Origin of the sequence: Allostigmatella hybrida (assembly GCF_020103775.1) — a bacterium.
In the GTDB taxonomy this organism is placed as follows: Bacteria; Myxococcota; Myxococcia; order Myxococcales; family Myxococcaceae; genus Hyalangium; species Hyalangium aurantiaca.
The window spans coordinates 103,562-123,057 of record NZ_JAHXBH010000026.1 but is presented as its reverse complement, the minus strand read 5'-3'; the positions used below and the strand labels follow the sequence as shown (position 1 = coordinate 123,057).

Here is a 19,496-nt window from a genome sequence, read left to right as displayed (position 1 = left end):
CTGTAGCTGATGATGAAGGAGCCCGGCGAGCTGGTGTCCCCCACCTGGTTGGAGGTGACCGGCACGGCGCCGGCACAGGCGTCCTCGGCCGTCGCGCCCTGGTCCACGTAGGGCGAGCCGCACTCGAAGGTGGTCTCCAGCGGTCCCGTGACGTTGATGACCGGGGCCAGGGTGTCGGACACGTCCACCGTGCGGCTGGCGGAAGCGGTGCGGCCCGAGGGGTCCGTCACGCTGTAGCCCAGCACGTGGCTACCCAGCTGCTTGTTGTTCACCGTCCCCGTGGTGACGATGGCACCGGTCAGGTCGCCCGCGCACCGGTCGTTGGCGGTGGCGCCCGGGTCCATGTACGGACTGGCGCACTCCAGGGTCGAAGCGCCCGGATTCAGGGCCAGGATCGGCGGCAGGGTGTCCTGCACGTTGACCGTGCGGCCCGTGGCCGAGGTGCCCGTGTTGCCCGACGGGTCTGTGGCGCTGTAGGTGACCGTCACCGCGCCCGGCTGGTTGGGGTTCACCACCGTGCTGGGCACGGCGGGCAGCACACCGGCGCACGCATCGTTCGCCGTGGCGCCCGGATCGTTGAACCCGTCGCCGCCGCACTCGATGTTCACGGTGCCCGGGCCCATCATCGTCACCACCGGCTTCAGGGTGTCGGAGACGTTCACCTGGCGGGTGACGGCAGGCGCGCTCAGGCCCGCGATGTCCGTCACGTTGTAGGTGACCGTGTAGCTGTTGGGCACGTTCGGGTTGACGGTGCCCGTTACGGTGATGCGGTCGTTGATGTCATCGGTGCAGACGTCGCTGGCGATGGCTCCGGGGTCCGCGTACGGTGTGGCGCACTCAAGAGCCTGAACGGCGGGGCCCTGGAGGGCCAGCACCGGCGGAGTGCTGTCATCGGACTTCACCGTGCGGGCCGCGGGCGCGGTGGCCTCGTTGCCCGAGGAGTCCTTCACGCTGTAGCTGATGGTGAAGGTGCCCGGCTGGCCCGGCACCTGCGTGCGCGTGGAGACAATCTCACCCGTCAGATCATCCTCGCACGCGTCGTTGGCGGTGGCGCCCGGATCCACATAGGTGGAGCCGCACTCGAACGTCTGGTTGGCAGGCCCCTGGACCGTGAGGGCCGGAGCCAGGGTGTCATTCACCTTCACCGTGCGGGTGACAGGGCCCGCGGTGCGGCCGCCCGGATCCTGCACGGTGTACGTGAGGGACTGGTCACCCAGCTGCTTGGGGTTGATGGTGCCCGTCTTCTGGATGGCGCCCGTCAGGTCGCCGTAGCACTGGTCGTTGGCCGTGGCGCCCGGGTCGGCGTACGGATTGCCGCACTCCAGGGTCGACGCCCCCGACTTCAGGGCCAGCGTCGGCGCCAGGGTGTCCTCCACCGTGACGGTTCGGCCCGTGGCCGACACGCCCACGTTGCCCGAGGAGTCGGTGGTCGTGTAGCTGACCGTCACCGCCCCCGGCACGCTCGGATCCACCGTCTCGCTGGGCACCGCAGGCAGCACGCCCTCGCAGGCGTCATTGGCGGTGGCGCCCGGGTCGTTGAACGGACCGCTGCCGCACTCGATCTTCGCGTTCAGCGCGCCAGACACCGTGACGACCGGCTTGAGCGAGTCGCTGACCGTGACCGTGCGGTCGGCCGAGATGCTGTGGCCGCTCGCATCCGACACCTTGTAGGTGAGCTTCTGCGCACCGAGCTGCTTGTTGTTGATGGAACCGGTCTTCTGGATGGAAGCGGTCAGGTTGCCCGCGCACTGGTCGTTGGCCGTGGCGCCCGGGTCCGTGTACGCATCGCCGCACTCCAAGCCCTGGGTCCCTGGGGCAAGCGTCAATGTCGGGGGAAGGGTGTCCTCCACCGTGACGGTGCGGCCAGTAGCCGACACGCCCGTGTTCCCGGACGGGTCCGTGGCGCTGTAGGTGATGGTCACCGCGCCCGGCTGGTTCGGATTCACGACGGCGTTCTGATCCGTCGCCAACTGTCCGGCACACGCATCGTTGGCCGTGGCGCCCTCGTCATTGAACTCGCCGCTGCCGCACTCGAACTTCTGGGTGAGCAGACCGTTCACCGTGACCACCGGCTTGAGCGTGTCCTTCACCTGCACGATGCGGCTGATTTCCGGGGCCTTGTTCCCCTCGGGGTCCTGCACGTTGTACTTCACCGCGTAGGTGCCCAGCGCGGCGGTATCTACCGAGCCAGTCTGGGTGATGGCTGCGTCGAGGTTGCCCGCGCACACGTCGCTGGCCGTAGCGCCCGGGTCGGCGTACGGCGAGGCGCACTCGGCGATGTCGTTGGCGAGCCCCTTGAGCGCCAGCGTCGGCGCCGTCGTGTCGGACACCGCCACGGTGCGCTTGACCGGCGTAGCCGCGTTGCCCGAGGAGTCCTCTACGTTATAGGTCAGCTCGTACTGGCCCACCGCGCCCGGGTTCACCGTGCCGCTCACGGCGATCGCGCCGGTCAGGTCCCCCTCGCAGACATCGGCCGCTGTGGCGCCCGGATCCGTGTAGGTGCCCGGAGCGCACTCAAGCTGCTCGTTGTTGCCCACCAGGGTCAGCGTGGGCTTGTTCTGGTCGAGCACCGTGATGGTGCCGGTGCACGAGTCGGTGTTGCCCTCGGTATCCGTGCACGTCAGCGTGACGGTGGTGGTGCCAGGCCCATACGGACCGATGGGGCTCTGCTTGCAGCCCACTAAATTCTCATCCGGATCCCACGAACCATTGTTGACGTTGCCGTCCGCGCCGCACGTCAGGTCGGCGACCAGCTCCAAGTTCTTGCAGACGGCTTCAGGAGGCGACTCGGTGTCGAGGCTGGGGATCTTGCAGAACGCGGTGCAGGCACCGATGGTGCCGCTGGCGTCACGGGTACGGCCGTTGAAGAAGCCGTCATCGCACTCTTCGCCCTGAGCCGCGTCCACTTGGCCGTCACCGCACCACTGCTGCTGACAGGAGAACGAGCAGGTAAAATCGGCGGGGTATCCCGGCTGCGCCGACTTGCCGTTGCCCTCAGGACTATGATCGCACGTGGCGGTCGGCTCATAGCCCTGACCACAGCCCGAGGTGTACGCCATGGCGCTCTGCGTCAGGACATAGGGCGCGCCGATGAAAGTCTTGAAGGAATCCGGGTCCTCCAGGAGGTAGTCATAGTAGTCACGCGCGCCGGGCAGCGAGTAGCTCTCGTCCACGGCGATGGCTACCGGCGCAAACGTCTTGTCCGGGTAGCTGCTGAACACCACGCGCGTGGTACAGCCTCCCGTCCCGTTCAGTTCGCCATCGTTGCCGTAGAGGCCGTCAGACAGAGTCTCCGGGTACATCCGGAAGATGTGTCCACCATTGGCATAGCAGCCCGTGCCAGCCACGGCGAACGACCCGAAGGGCTCCAGCAGGGGCACCGGCGTTCCCGGGGCCGCGTCCTGATAGGCGCAGCCCAGCGAGATGTACATACCGGTCCGCGAGTTGATCTGCTTGGAGACGATGGTTGAGACGATGTTCTCGATGAACTGAGGCGTGCCGTTGTTCGTCGCGTCCGAGCCGCTGATGACCACGTCGCCGTCGATTGCGGCACCCCAGATGTTGCGGTTGTCGACCGCGGCCTGGAAGGCGCTCTCGCCGCCCTGGCACGCCGCGTCGCTGATGATGATGCCGGCGTACTCCTGGAACTGCTCCGGCGTCATCGCGCTCCACTGCGCGGGAGTGACCACCGTCGCTGGATAGCCGATGTTCGCTGCGGCCTGCGCCTCACGGCTGGATGCGCCCCCGGTGACGGTGGTGCCGAGAATCAGCACCTTCTTGGTGGAGTTGACCTCTTGCTGAGCGGTGCGTGTTGCCCCCAAGGCGGGTTCTTGTGGAGGCTCAAGCGGCTCCTTTTCACAAGAGATGGAAAAGGCTGACAGCGCCGTAATCAGTGCCCACGTGCTTCTTCTCTCGGCCAGCCGCACAGGGCCTCCTTTGAAATGCTTGGAAAATGACAAACCCATACAGCCCCCAGGAGACCCCTTGAAGTCGAGCTATGCACAGTTCAGGCAAATTTCCTTGGCCGCATGAGCGTAGGGGAGGCTGGTGCGGCCCAGCACCTTGGCCGAGTCAATGCTGACTCTTCCCGGCAAGACGCATCGGTCAGGACGGGGACGCTGGTCGTGGGATGGGCTGGCGCGGAGAGACAGCAGCAAAAGCGCTCACGCGCCAGTGGACATGTGTCCCGTCAAAGCGCTCACGCGGTAGCGTGTTCGAACAGCCTACTCCCCGCCGAGCTGAGCGATGAAGGAGGGGCCGTTGCAGATGACGCGCTCGCGCAAGGGGTTGAGGTGTCCCTCGGCGTTGCCCGACAGCGACTTGGCATAGATGCCGCCGTCGAAGCTGCCATTGGTGAAGTTCACGTGAGCGTTGGGAGCCAGCAGGGTGCCCCACAAGCCGTAGCCCTGGGCGTTGATGGAGGTGGCGTCCACGAAGTTGAAGAGGACACCCTGCTGGTCGATGCCACCGCTGAAGACATGGCCACCTGCGAGCTTGGCGGAGGTGCCATGGATGTTGAGCACCGCCAGGGAGCCTGCGGGCGCATCGATGGACAGCAGCACGGTGGAGGACAGGTCGCTGGCGTTGACGCTGAAGACGTTCACGTCAGCCGAGGAGCCGGTGAGCATGAGTCCACCCCAGGCCTCGCGGCGGGTGAGGCCGTTGGTGGGCAGGGAGTCCAGCTGTGTGGAGAGCTTGCGCACCTCGGCTGCGCGGGTGGGGAAGTCCACGGGGGTGCTCTTGGAGGGAGCGCCGCGGACATAGGTGACGTTGGAGGCGGAGTAGGTGCCGCCGTAAGCGGCGTCGCCCCAGACGCCGCCCTGGGTGAGGGAGAGGTTGCCGCCAGCTACGAGCACCGGAGCGGTGTCGGAGGAGGGCAGCTCCCAGCCTACGGAGAAGTGCTTCATGGAGATGTTGCCGCCCGCGGCCACGCGGCCCTCGACATCGGAGCCCAGGGTGTAGTCCTCGAAGAGGAAGACGTTGAAGTCGCTGAGGCGGACCTGGATGCCGCCCTCACGCACCATGCGGGTGGCGGGAGCCACGGCCTTGTTACCGGAGGGGTCCTGGACGCTGTAGGTGATGGTGAAGGAGCCGGGCTGACCGGGGACCGGAGAGCGGGTGGCCACGATGTGGCCGGTCAGGTCTCCAGCGCAGGCATCGGCGGCGGTGGCGCCCGGGTCGATGTACTGGCCCCCACACTCGTACGTGTCGGAGGGCGGGCCCTTGAGCGTGATGACCGGGGCCACGGTGTCACGCACTTGCACATCGCGGTCAACGTAGACCGGCGCGCCCCCATCCCGGAAGTCGTTACCCTGGTACCGGATGGAGTAGTTTCCCACGTGCATCAGGTCGACGTTGTGGTGCTCGCGGATGACGTTGGCGGTGATATCGCCCTTGCACAGGTCGATGAGCTTGGGCAGCGGCTCGTTGAGCGCGTCAATGGCGCACTCGAGCGTCAGCGGGGCCGGCGTCTCGAAGGCGGGCGGCAGCGTGTCCACCACGTTCACGTCGCGGATGGCGGTGCTCTGCCGGCCGCTCTTGTCCGTGGCGGTGTAGTTGACCGCGTAGTACCCCGGAACCGACTCGTCGATGTTCTCGGACGAGACGACGGTCGAGGAACCCGAGCACAGGTCGAAGGCCGTAGCGCCCGGCTCCACGTACGTGTCGCGCTTGCACTCCAGGCTCATCGGGTTCTCACCCAGCAGGGTGATGGCCGGGGGCAGCGAGTCGTTCACCTGCACCGTGCGGGTGACCGTGGCCGAGGTGTTGCCGGTCCTGTCCTGAGCGCTGTAGCTCAGCACGTAGTTGCCCGCCCGGGTCGTGTCCACCGTGCCAGACACCGTCACCGGCACGTCGCCGGCGCACAGGTCAACCGCCTTGGCACCCGGATCCACGAAGGGCTCCGAGCACTCGACCGTCACATACACCTCGCCATTGAGGGCGATGCTTGGGGGGAGGTCGTCGTTCACCTTCACCGTACGGGTCACGGGCGAGGTGGCCACGTTACCGGCCGGATCCTGCACGCTGTAGGTGATGGTGAAGTTGCCGGGCTGGCCCGGGACCGTGGTGCGCGTGGCAATGACGGCGCTCGTCAGGTTGCCGTAGCACTGGTCATTGGCTGTGGCGCCCGGGTCCGTGTACTCGCCGCCGCACTCGAAGGTGTCGGAGGTGGGGCCCTGGACGGTGATGACCGGGGCCAACGTGTCGCTGACGTTCACCTGGCGGGTGACCGACGGCGCGCTCTGACCGGACGGATCCAACACGTTGTAGATGACCGTGTAGGCGTTGGGCACGTTCGGGTTGACCTCACCCGAGCGGGTGATGGCGCCTGTCAGGTCGCTGGCGCAGGCGTCCAGCGCCGTGGCGCCCGGATCCACGTACGGCGAACCGCACTCCAGCGCTTGGGGAGCAGTCCCATTCAGCGCCAGTGTGGGCGGCAGAGTGTCGGACACTGTCACGGTGCGCTTGACCGGCGTGGCCGCGTTGCCCGAGGAGTCCTCCACGTTGTAGGTCAGCTCGTACTGGCCCACCGCGCCCGGGTTCACCGTGCCGCTCACGGCGATCGCGCCGGTCAGGTCCCCCTCGCAGACATCGGCCGCCGTGGCGCCCGGATCCGTGTAGGGCCCCGGGGAGCACTCGATCTGCTCGTTGCTGCCCACCAAGGTCAGTGACGGCTTGTTCTGGTCGAGCACTGTGATGGTGGCGGTGCACGAGTCGGTGTTTCCCTTGAGGTCCGTGCATGTCAGGGTGACGGTAGTCGTTCCAGGTCCATACGGACCGATGGGGCTCTGCTGGCAGCCCACCAAATCCTCATCCGGATCCCACGAGCCATTGTTGACGTTGCCGTCCGCGCCGCATGTCAGGTCGGCGACCAACTCCAGGTTCTTGCAAAGGGCGTCAGGAGGCGACTCGGTGTCGAAGTTGGGGATCTTGCAGAACGTGGTGCAGCTACCGATAGCGCCGGTATGGTCCCGGGTGCGGCCGTTGAAGAGGCCGTCATCGCACTCTTCGCCGTGCTCCGCATCCACATGGCCGTCACCGCACCACTGCTGCTGGCAGGAGAACGAGCAGGTAAAATCGGCGGGGGTTCCCGGCGTCGCCGGCTTGCCGTTGCCCTCAGAACTTTGATCGCACATGGCTGTTGGCTCAGAGCCCTGACCACAGCCTGAGGTGTACGCCATGGCGCTCTGCGTCAGGACATAGGGCGTGCCGATGAAGGTCTTGAAGGAGTCCGGGTCCTCCATGAGGAAGTCCCAGTACTCACGCGAGTTGGGCAAGAAGCCACTCTCGTCCACGGCGATGGCCACTGGCACGAACGTCTTGTCTGGGTAGCCGCTGAACACCACACGCGTGGCACAGCCTCTGGTCCCGTTCAGCGCGCCGTCATTGCCGTAGAGGCCGTCCGACAGCGCTTCCGGGAACATCCGGAAGATGTGCGCGCCATTGGCGTGGCAGCCGGTGCCGGCCACGGTGAACGAACCGAAGGGCTCCAGCAGCGGCACTGGCGTTCCCGGGGTCGCGTCCTGATAGGCACAGCCTAGCGAGACGTACATACCGGTCCGCAAATATGAATGACTGGCGACAATGGACGAGACGACGTTCTCAATGAACTGAGGCGTGCCGTTGTTCGTCGCGTCCGAGCCGCTGATGACCACGTTGCCGTCGACCGCGGCGCCCCAGATGTTGCGGTTGTCGACTGCGGCCTGGAAGGCGCTCTCGCCGCCCTGGCACGCCGCGTCGCCGATGATGATGCCGGCGTACTCCTGGAACTGCTCCGGCGTCATCGCGCGCCACTGCTCGGGGGTGACCACCGTTGCCGGATAGCCAAGGTTCGCCGCAGCCTGCGCCTCACGGCTGGATTGGCCCCCGGTGACGGTGGTGCCGAGAATCAGCACCTTCTTGGTGGAGTTGACCTCTTGCTGGGTGCTGCGCGTTGCCGTTGGGGCTGGCGCCTTCGGCGGCTCACTGGCCCCGTTTCCGCAAGAGATGGAAAAGGCTGACAGCGCCGTAATCAGTGCCCACGTGTTTCTTCTCTCGGCCAGCCGCACAGGGCCTCCTTTGAGCTGCTTGGGAAATGACAAGCCCATACAGCCCCCAAGAGACCCCCTGAGGTCGAGTTATGCACAATTCAAGCAAATGCCGACAGACGTCGTGGCTCACCGCTTTGTGGCCGAGGTGAAGCGCCTGTTACCGGAGTGAGCCTTTTTGCGAGCCGTCGTGGGCAAGCGAGACCGCAAGCTCGTGCCAGGGCTTCATCTCCTCACGCCTGGTTGCGAGGGTTTGCTCCAACTGCTCCACGGCGTCCCTTCCAGCGGTGAAGCGAAGGGGAGGCTTCGGTGCGGCAGCAAACGCCTGGGCCAGCTTGCGGGGGTCTCCCTCCTGGTTGCCATTCATGGCCTGGGAGCCCCGGCGCATCGTACCCGCCGTCGCGTCGTAGTCGCCGATGACCGTCTTCGCGTAGACGGCGGAGTTGTCCGTCAGGAACCCGGTGCGGAAGTAGCCTGGCTCGACGATCGTCACCTTGACTCCCAGCGGGGCGACTTCGTGCGCGAGGCCTTCGCTCAAGCCCTCCACGGCGAACTTGGTCGCGCAATAGCTCGAGGCACCGGGGTAGCCGGCAAAGCCCGCCGCCGAGGACACGTTGAAGATGTGGCCTGACTTCTGTGCGCGCATCACCGGCAGCACTGCCCGCGTTACTGCGGCAAGGCCGAGCACGTTGGTCGCGAACTGCGCGGCGAGCTCCTCGGCGCTGCATTCCTCCAGCGCGCCCACCAGCCCGTACTCGGCGTTGTTGGCGAGGACATCGATGCGGCGGCCGAACTTCTCGACAGCGGCCCGCGCGGCTGCCTCGGGTTGCCCTGGCTGCGTGACATCGAGCGCGGTGGCGAGCAGCCGCCCGGAGGTACCAAGGGCCTTCACGACGGCTTCGGCCTTGCGGCCCGTGGCGACGACCGAGTCACCGGCCGCGAGTGCCGCCCGGGCGAGCTCGGCGCCAATGCCGCGCGTGGCGCCCGTGATGAACCAGACTTTCGAGCTGAGGGCAGCTTCACGCGGGCGGCCATCAAGCTGGGCATGTCCCAATCCGCGCTCAGCCACGCCATGAAGGCGCTGGAGCAGCGGCTCGGCGTGCGGCTGCTGTCACGGACCACCCGGAGCGTGGCGGCCACGGAAGCGGGGGAGGAGCTGCTCAAGACGCTGCGCCCCTCCTTCGAGGGCATTGACGCGGGCCTGGCCCAGCTGGGCACGAAGCGGGCCGTGCCCGCGGGGAAGGTCCGCCTCACCATGATCAAGCAGGCCGCCCGGTCCGTGATTCAACCGATGCTGCCCGGCTTTCTGGCCGCCTATCCCGACATCTAGGTGGAGCTCTTTGTCGATGATCGCTTCACCGACATCGTCACGGGCCGGTTCGACGCGGGCATCCGCTTTGGCCAGAAGGTGGCCAAGGACATGGTCTCGGTCCGCGTGGGCCCGGACCTCCGGGCGGCGGTGGTCGCCTCCCCGGCCTATCTGGCCCAGCGGCCCGCGCCGTGAACAGGGCCGCCGCGGTGTTCAACGAGGGTGACTTGATCGAGGCGGCGGCCGTGAGCGGCCAAGGCATCGCCTACATCTGGGAGGATCAGGCCGCCCCGTACCTGGCCAGTGGCCGGTTGGTGCGCCTGCTTCAGGCCCTGCGCTCCCCCAAGCCTTCGTGACGTGGGGGAGGGCGGCAGGTGCCTACGGGGTGGGGGCGGGGCCGAGCGCGCCGCCCGCCTGGTAGAGCGCGTAGAGGCTGCCCCAGGCCATGGCCAGGAGCACCAGGAAGATGATGATGACGAAGGGCTCGAAGCGGCGCATGGAGCGCTCGCTGGCGAAGATGCCCCAGGACATGCCGAAGTTCTGCAGGCCGTTGGCCAGGTGGTACGCGGTGCCCAGGGTGCCCAGGATGTAGACGACGAGCGTGGGGCCGTGGAAGCGCATCTCCCGGGCGATGTCCGCGAAGGGCTCCGGGCCACCGTGGAACAGGTGGGGGCGCAGGAAGGCCAGCCACAGGTGGGCGCCGAGGAAGGCCAGCACGCCCGCGGCGGTGATGCGCTGCAGGATGTACTTGAGGTTGCCGTAGTTGTTGTAGGCCAGGTTGTTGGGCTTGAAGCTGAACAACCGGACGATGCCCCACCCGGTGTGCATCAGCAGCGGCACCAGGACGAAGAGGAAGGTGAGGGCCTGCGTGAAGGGGTCTCTCTGCCCGGTGACGGCCGTCTGCCAGGCTTCGGCGCCGGCGAAGGCGGCGAGGTTGTCCCAGAGGTGGTTGACGACCCAGAAAGTCAGGGGAACCACCGCGAGGAACGAGCCCAGGCGGGACTGAAAGAGCGGCGTCTTGCGAGGCAGGGCTGCGGCTTCGGTGCTCATCGGGACTCCGGCAACGCGCGGGCGGGCGCCCGCAGGGTGGGTCGGGCCGGGGTTTATAGCCTGTCCCCGGCGGACCGCGAGGAATCCTTTGGGGGGGACAAGCCAGCCGGTGCGCTCGGAAGCATAAGCCGGGCCGATGCCTCCCCCGGCCCCTGCCTTCGAGGGGGGGCGGGGGGCCAGGCCCTTCTTTCCATTGGCGAGCGCCCCGTCCTTGGGCACGCTACAGCCACACCTTATGTCCGACGAACTCGTCAGTGCCCTGTTGAAGGACGTGGATCTCCGGGTGGTGCTCGCCCTCACCTCGGGGCTGTCGCGCCAGGCCCGCACCACGCACAAGAGTGAGCCCGCCTCCGCCGCCCTGCTGTCCCAGGGGCTCACGGCCGCGGCCCTGATGGGGGCCCTCCAGAAGAGCGAGTCGCGCATCAACATCCAGCTCGAGTGCGATGGGCCGCTGCGCGGCTTCTTCGTGGACGGGGACGCCTCGGGGCTGGTGCGCGGCTACGTCAAGAACCCCTACGTGGCCCACGTGGGCGCCGAGGGCCGGTACCGCTGGCGTCCGGTGTTCGGCAACAAGGGCTACATCTCCGTGCTGCGCGACATCGGCGGGGGCGAGCACTACCGCTCCTCGGTGGAGCTGGAGCGCTTCGATTTCACGGAAGACCTGGAGCGCTACTTCGGCATCTCCGACCAGGTGGCCACCCAGTTCCTGCTGGAGCAGGTCCCCCGCGAGGAGGGGGGCACCTCCGAGCCGCTGGGCACGGTGGCGGGTTTGATTCTCCAACCGTTGCCCGACGGGGACCGGGACGCCTTCCTGGCCATTGGCGGCCAGCTCCGGCAGCGGTTCCGCGAGGTGCTGGAGGCCCATGGGACGGAAGGGGCCCCCGCGGTGCTCAAGGCCCTGCTGCCCGACCAGCCCTCGCTGGAAATCATGTCCCGCTACCCCCTGAGCTTCGGCTGCTCGTGCAGCCGGGACCGGGTGAAGCGCGCCCTGCTGGCCATGGGCAAGGAGGAGCTGATGGACCTTCTGGAAAAGGACGGACAGGCCGAGGCGACGTGCCAATTTTGTACGACACACTACGTTATCCCCGGACCGGAAATCCGGGAGTTGCTAACGGCCGCGTCGAACTAACGCAGAGAGGGGCCGCGTAGTAAGACGCGGCACGCACCTCAGCCGGAGTTCGAAACCGTGGCTACGAAGCGGGCAGCTCCCCGGAACGCCAAGCCCTCGAACGTGCCTTCCAAGCGGAAGGTCGAGAAGCTCGTCTCCATTCCCGATGATGTCGTCCTGGCCCCTCAGGTTGAAGCGCCGCGGCAGCAGGCGGGACGGGACCTGTCCCGGCAGCGCTCCGCGGTGCGGGAGCTGTCGTGGGCGGACTTCGACCGCGCGGTGCAGGGCCTGGCGCGCGCCATCCGCAAGGCGTACGCGCCGCAGGCCATCGTGGGCGTGGCCCACGGCGGGGTGTTCGTGGGCGGGGCGCTGGCCAGCGCGCTCAACTGCGAGTTCTTCCCCGTGCGCATCAGCCGCCGGAGCCGGGACCGGCAGGGCGGCGCCAAGCCCCAGATGTTCGGGGAGATGCCGCGCGAGCTGAAGGGGCTGCGCGTGCTCATCGTCGATGACGTGGCCTCCAGTGGCGACACGCTGGAGCTGGCCTCCACGCGGGCGCGCGAGGTCGGGGCCAAGGACGTGAAGACCGCCGCCCTGGTGTCCCGCCCGGAAGGGTACGTGCCCAGCTTCTGCTCGCTGAAGAGCTCCGAGGTGGTGGTCTTCCCCTGGGACTATGAGCCCGCGCTGGCGGGCGCTTCGTCCACCGGGGACGACGTGGACCCGGACAAGGCGGGCGCGTAAAGCGCGGGCCGGTACGATGATCATCGGGACGGCGGGCCACATCGACCACGGCAAGACGTCCCTGGTGAAGGCCCTGACCGGCATCGACACGGACCGGCTCAAGGAAGAGAAGCGCCGGGGCATCACCCTGGAGTTGGGCTTTGCCCACCTGGCGCTGGAAGGTGGCGCCGTGGCGGGCGTGGTGGATGTGCCCGGCCACGAGCGCTTCATCAAGGCGATGGCCGCGGGCGCGGGGGGCGTGGACCTGGCGGTGCTGGTGGTGGCCGCGGACGAGGGCGTCATGCCCCAGACGCGCGAGCACCTGGACATCTGCCGCTTGCTGGGCGTGAAGGCCGGGGTCATCGCGCTCACCAAGGCGGACCTGCTGGCGGACCTGGGCGAGGAGTGGCTCTCGCTGGTGAAGGCGGACCTGGTGGCGCTCACCGTGGGGACCTTCCTGGAGGGAGCCCCGGTGGTGCCGTGCTCCGCGAGGACCGGTGCGGGGCTCCCGGAGCTGCGCGCGGCCCTGTCCCAGGCGGCCCGGGCGTCGCCCGCGCGCCCCGCGGAGGGCCCCGCCTTCCTGCCGGTGGACCGCGTCTTTTCGCTCAAGGGCTTCGGCACGGTGGTGACGGGCACGCTGCTGTCGGGGGCGCTGGAGGAAGAGGAGAGCGTCTCGCTGCTGCCGGGCCTGCCGGGACCCCTCCGCGTGCGGGGGCTCCAGGTGCATGGCGAGGCCCGGAAGAAGGTGCTCGCGGGGCAGCGGACGGCGGTGAACCTCGCGGGCGTCGAGGCCGGACAGCTCCACCGGGGCATGGTGCTGGTGCGCGCCGGGGAGCTGCCCGAGACGCGGATGCTGGATGTGGAGCTGAGCCTGTTGCCCGCCGTGGAGCAGGCGCTCCCCCGGCGCCGCAAGCTGCTGCTGCACCTGGGCACCGCGCAGGTGGAGGCCACGGTGGCCCTGCTGGATCAGGAGCGCCTGGAGCCCGGGGCGGCGGGGCTGGCCCAGTTGCGTCTGGATGCCCCCGTGGCCGCGCTGGTGGGGCAGCGGTTCATCCTTCGCGGCTCGCGGGCCCTGCCGGGCCGGGGGGCCACGGTGGCTGGGGGACGGGTGCTCTCGCTCACCCCACCGCGCCGCCGCAAGGGCGCCTCCGCCGTGGTGGGGCAATTGCTGGAGGCCGACGCGGGCGGACAGGCCGCGTGGCTGCTGCGGCAGGCCGGCTACCGGGGGCTGACCCAGGCGGAGCTGTTCGGCCGTGCGGGTCTTCCGCCGAAAACCCTCACCCGGGCCCTGGAGCTGCTGGGGAGCCGGGGAGGGGCGCTGCTGGTGGACCGCGACCGGCGGCTCTACCTCGCGGGAGAAGTCTTCGAGGCGCTGCAGCGGCGCACGGTGGCGATGCTGGCCGCCTTTCACGAGCGCGAGCCCATGCGCGAGGGGCTCTCCCGGGAGGAGCTTCGCCAGCGGCTGTCCCCCGAGCTGGACCCGCGCATCTTCCAGAAGGTGACACAGGCCTTGGTGGAGCAGGGCCAGGCCACGCTGGACAAGGACACCATCCGGCTCCAGGGCCGGGGCCGGGTGCTCACCTTGGCGGACGAGGGCGCGCGTGCCCGGCTGGCGGCGGAGCTGTCTCAGGCGGCCCTGGCGCCCCCCACGCTCGGCGAACTCGCCGGGAAACTCCAGCTCCCCCCCGCCCGGCTGCAGGAGTTACTGGCGGTGATGGTCAGGGAGGGACTTCTGGTGCGTGTGAACGAAGCGCTACACTTCGATGCGGAAGCGTTGGCGGGGCTTCGCGAGCAGCTGGTGGCGTATCTGCGAGAGCACAAGGAGATCTCCACGCAGGCGTTCAAGGACATGGTCGGCCAGAGCCGCAAGTTCGTCATCCCGCTCTCGGAGTATTTCGACCGGGAGCGGGTCACGCTGCGGGTGGGCGACAAGCGGGTACTGCGGCGAGGATGAGCACGACGCGTTACAGCCCGGCGCAACTGCGCGCCTTGATCGAAGCCCTCGAGAACCCGATGGTGGTGCTCAAGGAGCATTCGCTGTGGCTGGTGAACGAGGCCTACCTGCGCATGCTGGGCTTGCCGCGTGAGGAAGTCGAAGGCGAGTCGGCCCTGAGGTTCATCAGCCCGCACGAGCGCAGCCTGCTGGGCGCCTCGCTGCAACGGCTCCTGGAGGGGGCACCGCCGCCCACCGGCTCCGTCCGGCACCTGGTCCCCGCGGCGGGGGGGCGGATGCTCAAGATGGCCATTCAGCCCCAGGAGGTGGCGCTGGAGGACGGCTCCAAGGGCTGGCTGCTCAACCTCATCCCGCTGACGGAGCTGATGCCGCTGTTGAGCGTGGCCGAGCGTTTGATGGAGCGCTCGGCCCGGCTGGTGACGGCGCGCTCGGAGCAGGCGGTGCGCCAGGTGACCCTGGAGATGCTGGCCTCGGCGGGCTTCCTGGCGCGGTTCCTCTCGCGCGACGGGGAGTGCGTGGGGCCCAGTGAGGAGCGGCCGCTGCCGGAGGATGGGCCGCGGGTGAAGGAGGCGCTCTCCCAGGGGCACCCCGTCTTCGGGGCCACGGGGCATGGCACCGCGTTCCACGTCTATGTGCCCCTGGGCGAGGCGCTTCAGGAGGTGTTGTGGGTGGGGGGCTCGGAGCTGGCGCTGACGCATGGCTCGGTGCTGATGCTCTTCGCCAAGATGGTGGGGGCGGCGCTGTCCGAGGCGCGCCTGCAGGCCGAGAGCGCCCGGGGCAAGTGGGAGATGGAGGCCCTGGCGGAGGTGGCGCGCTTCGTGGCGCGGGTGGAGCCTCCCAGCGCCGGGGCGTTCCTCGAGCGGCTTCAGGGGCTGCTGTCCGCCGACGCCGTCCTGCTGCATGTCCGGGAAGAGGAGGGCGCGCCGCCGGTGCCCAAGGCCAGCGTGGGGCTGACGGCGGTGGACCCCTCCCGGGACCTGGGGCGCCTGGGCCGCGTGTTGAGCGAGGCGGTGCTGGGAAGTGAGCCGGGCGTCCTGTCGGGCGAGGCCGAGGGCCAGGCCCTGCGGGAGGCCTCGGGCGGGAAGCTGGGCTGTGGGGCCGCGGTGCGCCTCACGCGGGGAGGCGCGGTGTACGGCACGCTCCAGGTGCTGCGCGGGCCGGACCGCCCCTTTCAGCGCGCGGACCTGCGGCTGCTGGGCACGGTGGCCGAGCTGCTGGTGACGCTGCTGGAGCAGCACCGCCTTCGCGCCGAGTCCGCGCGGCAGCTCTCCGAGACGCGCCTGCTGCTGGACCTGGCCCGCACCACCTCGGCGGTGCTCGACACGGCCAGCATCCTGGACCTGGCGGCGGACTTCCTCGTGCGCCTGCTGGGGGTGTCCAACTGCGCCATCCTGCTCTACGACGACCAGGCCAAGGTGCTGCGCGGCGCGGCGGCCTCGTCGGCCCACCGGGACTTCTTCCGCGAGGTGACGCTCCCGCTCACCAGCGATGACGTGGCGGCCCGCGCGGCCCGCGAGCGCCGGTCCATCGCCGTGGAGGACGTGGAGAAGGCCGCGGGGGATGGCATTCCCGCGTTCGTCCAGACCCTGGGAGAGAAGGCGCTGCTGGCCCTGCCCCTCACCTCGCGTGACGAGCTCATCGGCGTGGTGCTGGTGGATGACACCCAGGGGCCGCGCGTCTTCGGCCCCTCGCTCATCGAGCTGGCGGAGGCCACCTGTGGCCAGCTCTCCATGGCCATCGCCAACGCGCGGCTCTACGAGTCGCTCTGGGCCTCGTACGCGGAGCTGGCGGCCACGCGCGCGGAGATGGTCAAACGGGAGCGGCTCGCGGCCCTGGGCGAGCTGTCCGCCATCGTCGCCCACGAGGTCCGCAATCCCCTGGGGGTCATCTTCAACGCCGTGGCATCGCTGCGCCGCCTGGTTCCTCCCCAGGGGGACGCCTCCATGTTGCTGGACATCCTGGCCGAGGAGAGCGATCGCCTCAATCGCATGGTGGCGGACTTGCTGGACTACACACGGCCTCGAGAGCCCATCCTCCATCCGGAGCACCTGGACCGCGTGATTCAGGATGCGCTGGACGCGGCCCGGCTTCAGGGCGGCCCTGGCGGCCAGACGGTCTCCGTGCAGATGGAGGTGGAGCCCGCGCTGCCGCCGGTGCCCATGGACCGGCGGCTCATCCGCCAGGCGCTCATCAACATCTTCGTCAACGCCATCCAGGCCATGCCCCAGGGGGGCGTGGTGCGGGTGAATGCCCGCCGCGAACCCCACGCGGGCCGTGAGTCCCTGCGCATCGACGTGACGGACCAGGGCATGGGCATTCCCGCGGAACTCTTGCACCGTGTCTTCGAACCCTTCTTCACCACCAAGGCCCAGGGCACCGGCCTGGGCCTGGCCGTGGTGAAGCGCATCCTGGAAGAGCACCGCGGGGAGATTGCCGTGGAAGGCACCCAGGGCCAGGGCACCACCTTCACCCTCCGGCTTCCCTTCCAACCGCCGACGCTCCCGTGAACGACGCCAGCTCTCTTCCCCTTCGTGGACGCATCCTCGTGGTGGATGACCAGCGCAACATGCGCGCCACCACCGCGCTTCTCCTGCGCGCCGCAGGCCACACCGTGTCCGAGGCCGCCACCGGCGAGGAGGCCCTGGGCCTGCTGGCGGGCGGCGGCGTGGACCTGCTCCTCACCGACCTCAAGATGGAGCCCATGGATGGGCTCACGCTGCTCAAGCGGGCCCTGGAGGTGGCGCCGCGGCTTCAGGTCATCTTGATGACGGCCTTCGGCTCCATCGAGAGCGCCGTGGAGGCCATGCGGCTGGGCGCGTACGACTATGTGACGAAGCCCTTCAAGGAGAGCGAGGTCCGCTACCGCGTGGAGCGGGCCCTGGAGCGCGCGGGGCTGCTGTCCGCGGTGAACATGTTCTCCGGCGAGTTCAACCAGCGCCACGGCCTGTCCGCGCTGGTGGGCAGCAGCCCGGCGATGCTGGAGCTGAAGACGCGGCTGGTGCGCGTGGCGCAGAGCGACGCCACCGTCCTCATCCAGGGCGAGAGCGGCACCGGCAAGGAGCTGGTGGCCCGGGCGCTGCACGCCCAGAGCCGCCGCAGTACCAAGCCCTTCGTTCCCGTCAACTGCGCCGCCATCTCCGAGACGCTGCTGGAGAGCGAGCTGTTCGGCCATGCCAAGGGCGCCTTCACCGGCGCGGTGAAGACCCGGCGAGGCCTGTTCGAGGAGGCCGATGGGGGCACGCTCTTCATCGACGAGGTGACGGAGACGAGCCCCGCCTTCCAGTCCAAGCTGCTGCGCACGCTCCAGGAGGGAGAAGTGCGCCGGGTGGGCGAGTCCACCTCGCTGCGCGTGGATGTGCGCACCGCGGCCGCCACCAACCGGGACATCGAGCTGGAGGTGCAGGAGAAGCGCTTCCGGCAGGACCTGTACTACCGGCTCAACGTGGTGACGCTGCGGGTGCCGCCCCTGAGGGAGCGGCTGGAGGATGTGCCCGCGCTCGCCAAGCACTTCCTGGAGCGCTCCAATGCGCGGAGCCACCGGCCCCGGCAGCTCTCGGCCTCGGCGGTGGCGCACCTGATGGGCTACGCGTTCCCGGGCAACGTCCGCGAGTTGGAGAACCTCATCGAACAGGCCGCGGCCCTGGCCGAGGGCGATGAGCTGCAAGCGGAGGACTTTCCGATCCGTCCTCAGACCCGGGCGGCCCCCCCGGCGGGCAATGGCCCCCTCTCCGTGGTGGAGTCCCCCGGGGCGCGGATTCCCACCCTGGCCGAGACGGTCGATGACGCCGAGCGCCGGGCCATCGCCCAATCCTTGGAACGCAACGGGACGGACCTGGCCCAGGTCGCGGAGGAGCTGGGCATCTCCTCCACCACCCTGTGGCGCAAGATGAAGCGCCTCAACCTCCGGCCGCCCGGAGATGTGGGCCGCGAATGATCTCCCCGGGGCTCGCCGTCACAGGGCCGGAACCCCTCCCTCTCCGGCAGGGAGAGCGTTCGGTGATGGAAATACCAAGGGCCTGAAATGGCTGGAATTTTTCAGAGTTGAAAGTCGATTTCCGGCCACAGTGGATGGAAAAGCCGGGAACGGACACCGCTAAAAGCCCAACTGGTTGAAATGATTGGGGTTTTTTTCTTGGTACCTGAGGACAATCTCGGAGTCATTTCAGATCTGAAACCGATTTCAGAGGTGAAATGGAGTTCCCGGGGGGCTGCAAGCGGTGCCAAGACTCAACCCCTTGAAAAGATTGAGATTTAGCCCTTTGGGGCGGCTGGCACGAGGACTGCTATAGAGATACCCGGGACGCATCGAAGCGAGGCTGAAGGTGGTTCCCCCCCACCCCTTCAGCACTTCCGGTGAGTCACCTTTAGAAGAACCCGCGGCCCGGTACCCTCTTGGGGTATCGGGCCGCCTTCTTTTCTAGCCCATGGATCAGTGCGGCGCCCGTGCCTTTTGACTCTGCCGGTACGTGGGAATGCGCGTGGAGTGAAGGAAGCCCACGGGCTGGATGCCCCGGCCGGTGCGGAAGGGCCAGAAGCGCAAGAGCGCGGGCTCCAGGGTGACTTCCTCCACCAGCCGCAGCTCCGCGAGCGGCCACCACTGTCCCGCGAGCTCACCGCGCAGGGGCCGCGCCTCGAAGGTGAACAGGGCGCGTCCCGCCTGGACGGCGGCCTGGATTCGCTCCACGCGGCTTTTGCCCGGAACCTCGTCCCGGTGGGAGACGAGGCGCAGCTTCACCCGGCCCAGCCCCGTCACTTCGAACGGGGAGACGGCGTAGTAATCGTTCTTCCGCCAGTCGTGGGTGTCCGTGGTGAGGGGCGCCAGCCCCAACGTCCAGGCCGAACGCAGGGTGGCGAAGAGGAGATCCTGGTCCCCCTCGGCGGGCGCCTCGGTGACGGTCCCCGTGGCGCGCAAGCGCACCGCGAGCCCGAGCACATCCGGCCACTCCCGGTGGCCACGCCACAGCGCGGCCGACAGCCGCACGAGGGCCGGGCCGGGCAGGTTCACGGCCAGGGGCTGGAGGCCTGCGTGCGTATCGAGCGCCTTCACCTCGCCCCGGAAGGTGATGCCCTCTGGGTGGAGCAGGCGGGCGTGACGGATCTTCGCCCCCACGCGTACGGCGGGGCCCCACAGCGCGCCGACGAAACGGCCCAGGTTTTCCGACAGCGACATGTGATTCCCTCCGAGCCCAAAGGTGGAGCGGGAGGGGTGGGGAGAGAAGAGGCCGTGCCCGGGGCCTGACTGGCCGCTTGCTGGGGAGAAATCCCCCTCACATGGAAACGCCCGCCCCGGCGAAGCCAGGACGGGCGTGCACCACGGCCGCACATGAAGGC

Annotated in this window: 13 protein-coding genes; 8 read left to right on the top strand and 5 right to left on the bottom strand. The window is 68.6% G+C overall.

From position 1 onward, the window contains the following. The 3 genes from KY661_RS29405 to KY661_RS29395 all read right to left on the bottom strand — a co-directional run. Nucleotides 1-3,821 (bottom strand): immunoglobulin-like domain-containing protein (locus tag KY661_RS29405; protein WP_225413371.1); only part of this gene is annotated, 3,821 nt, incomplete at its 3' end. A 402-nt stretch (nucleotides 3,822-4,223) separates the two neighbouring features. Beyond that, on the bottom strand, nucleotides 4,224-7,895 hold the full coding sequence (locus KY661_RS29400) for an immunoglobulin-like domain-containing protein (protein WP_225413370.1): 3,672 nt from the start codon (nucleotides 7,893-7,895) through the stop codon (nucleotides 4,224-4,226). A gap of 292 nt (nucleotides 7,896-8,187) precedes the next feature. Beyond that, the gene (locus KY661_RS29395; protein WP_225413369.1) at nucleotides 8,188-9,081 is read right to left on the bottom strand and encodes an SDR family NAD(P)-dependent oxidoreductase; all 894 of its coding nucleotides are present in this window, start codon (nucleotides 9,079-9,081) and stop codon (nucleotides 8,188-8,190) included. On the opposite strand from KY661_RS29395, the gene KY661_RS29390 reads away from it, so the two are divergent. From KY661_RS29390 to KY661_RS29380, 3 genes are read left to right on the top strand one after another with little or no spacing between them, the layout of a single operon-like run. Further along, complete coding sequence (locus KY661_RS29390; protein ID WP_263437461.1) at nucleotides 9,073-9,357, top strand: LysR family transcriptional regulator; 285 nt, start codon at nucleotides 9,073-9,075, stop codon at nucleotides 9,355-9,357. The two genes, KY661_RS29395 and KY661_RS29390, sit on opposite strands and share 9 nt — an antisense overlap. Beyond that, nucleotides 9,358-9,531: a type 2 periplasmic-binding domain-containing protein gene (locus KY661_RS29385; RefSeq protein ID WP_225413368.1), complete on the top strand. Its 174-nt coding sequence runs from the start codon at nucleotides 9,358-9,360 to the stop codon at nucleotides 9,529-9,531. Further along, nucleotides 9,528-9,692 carry a type 2 periplasmic-binding domain-containing protein gene (locus KY661_RS29380; RefSeq protein WP_225413367.1) on the top strand — a complete coding sequence of 55 codons (165 nt, stop codon included), beginning with the start codon at nucleotides 9,528-9,530 and terminating at the stop codon, nucleotides 9,690-9,692. Before KY661_RS29385 ends, KY661_RS29380 begins: the two co-directional genes overlap by 4 nt. Nucleotides 9,693-9,714: 22 nt before the next feature. On the opposite strand, the gene KY661_RS29375 is transcribed toward KY661_RS29380, so the two are convergent. Beyond that, entirely contained in the window at nucleotides 9,715-10,386 is a 672-nt protein-coding gene (locus KY661_RS29375; protein WP_225413366.1) for a succinate dehydrogenase, read from the bottom strand. A 235-nt stretch (nucleotides 10,387-10,621) separates the two neighbouring features. Between KY661_RS29375 and hslO the strand changes: the two genes are divergently transcribed. The 5 genes from hslO to KY661_RS29350 are packed head-to-tail and all read left to right on the top strand — an operon-like array spanning nucleotide 10,622 to nucleotide 18,099. Further along, complete coding sequence (hslO, locus tag KY661_RS29370; RefSeq protein WP_225413365.1) at nucleotides 10,622-11,515, top strand: Hsp33 family molecular chaperone HslO; 894 nt, start codon at nucleotides 10,622-10,624, stop codon at nucleotides 11,513-11,515. Between the two features lie 57 nt (nucleotides 11,516-11,572). Beyond that, nucleotides 11,573-12,232: a phosphoribosyltransferase gene (locus KY661_RS29365; RefSeq protein ID WP_225413364.1), complete on the top strand. Its 660-nt coding sequence runs from the start codon at nucleotides 11,573-11,575 to the stop codon at nucleotides 12,230-12,232. 16 nt (nucleotides 12,233-12,248) lie between these two features. Beyond that, entirely contained in the window at nucleotides 12,249-14,165 is a 1,917-nt protein-coding gene (selB, locus tag KY661_RS29360) for a selenocysteine-specific translation elongation factor (protein ID WP_225413363.1), read from the top strand. Continuing rightward, entirely contained in the window at nucleotides 14,162-16,672 is a 2,511-nt protein-coding gene (locus KY661_RS29355; RefSeq protein WP_225413362.1) for an ATP-binding protein, read from the top strand. Before selB ends, KY661_RS29355 begins: the two co-directional genes overlap by 4 nt. A 41-nt stretch (nucleotides 16,673-16,713) precedes the next feature. Then, nucleotides 16,714-18,099, top strand: a complete 1,386-nt coding sequence (locus KY661_RS29350) for a sigma-54-dependent transcriptional regulator (RefSeq protein WP_398577257.1) — start codon at nucleotides 16,714-16,716, stop codon at nucleotides 18,097-18,099. A 495-nt stretch (nucleotides 18,100-18,594) separates the two neighbouring features. On the opposite strand, the gene KY661_RS29345 is transcribed toward KY661_RS29350, so the two are convergent. Then, nucleotides 18,595-19,335, bottom strand: a complete 741-nt coding sequence (locus KY661_RS29345; protein ID WP_225413360.1) for a hypothetical protein — start codon at nucleotides 19,333-19,335, stop codon at nucleotides 18,595-18,597. Nucleotides 19,336-19,496: the final 161 nt, after the last annotated feature.

What these genes read in the sequence shown, in the direction of transcription:
- KY661_RS29390 (WP_263437461.1), top strand. Translation starts at nt 9,073, where the DNA reads ATGTCCCAATCCGCGCTCAGCCACGCCATGAAGGCGCTGGAGCAGCGG.
- KY661_RS29375 (WP_225413366.1), bottom strand. Translation starts at nt 10,386, where the DNA reads ATGAGCACCGAAGCCGCAGCCCTGCCTCGCAAGACGCCGCTCTTTCAG.
- hslO (WP_225413365.1), top strand. Translation starts at nt 10,622, where the DNA reads ATGTCCGACGAACTCGTCAGTGCCCTGTTGAAGGACGTGGATCTCCGG.
- selB (WP_225413363.1), top strand. Translation starts at nt 12,249, where the DNA reads ATGATCATCGGGACGGCGGGCCACATCGACCACGGCAAGACGTCCCTG.
- KY661_RS29355 (WP_225413362.1), top strand. Translation starts at nt 14,162, where the DNA reads ATGAGCACGACGCGTTACAGCCCGGCGCAACTGCGCGCCTTGATCGAA.
- KY661_RS29345 (WP_225413360.1), bottom strand. Translation starts at nt 19,335, where the DNA reads ATGTCGCTGTCGGAAAACCTGGGCCGTTTCGTCGGCGCGCTGTGGGGC.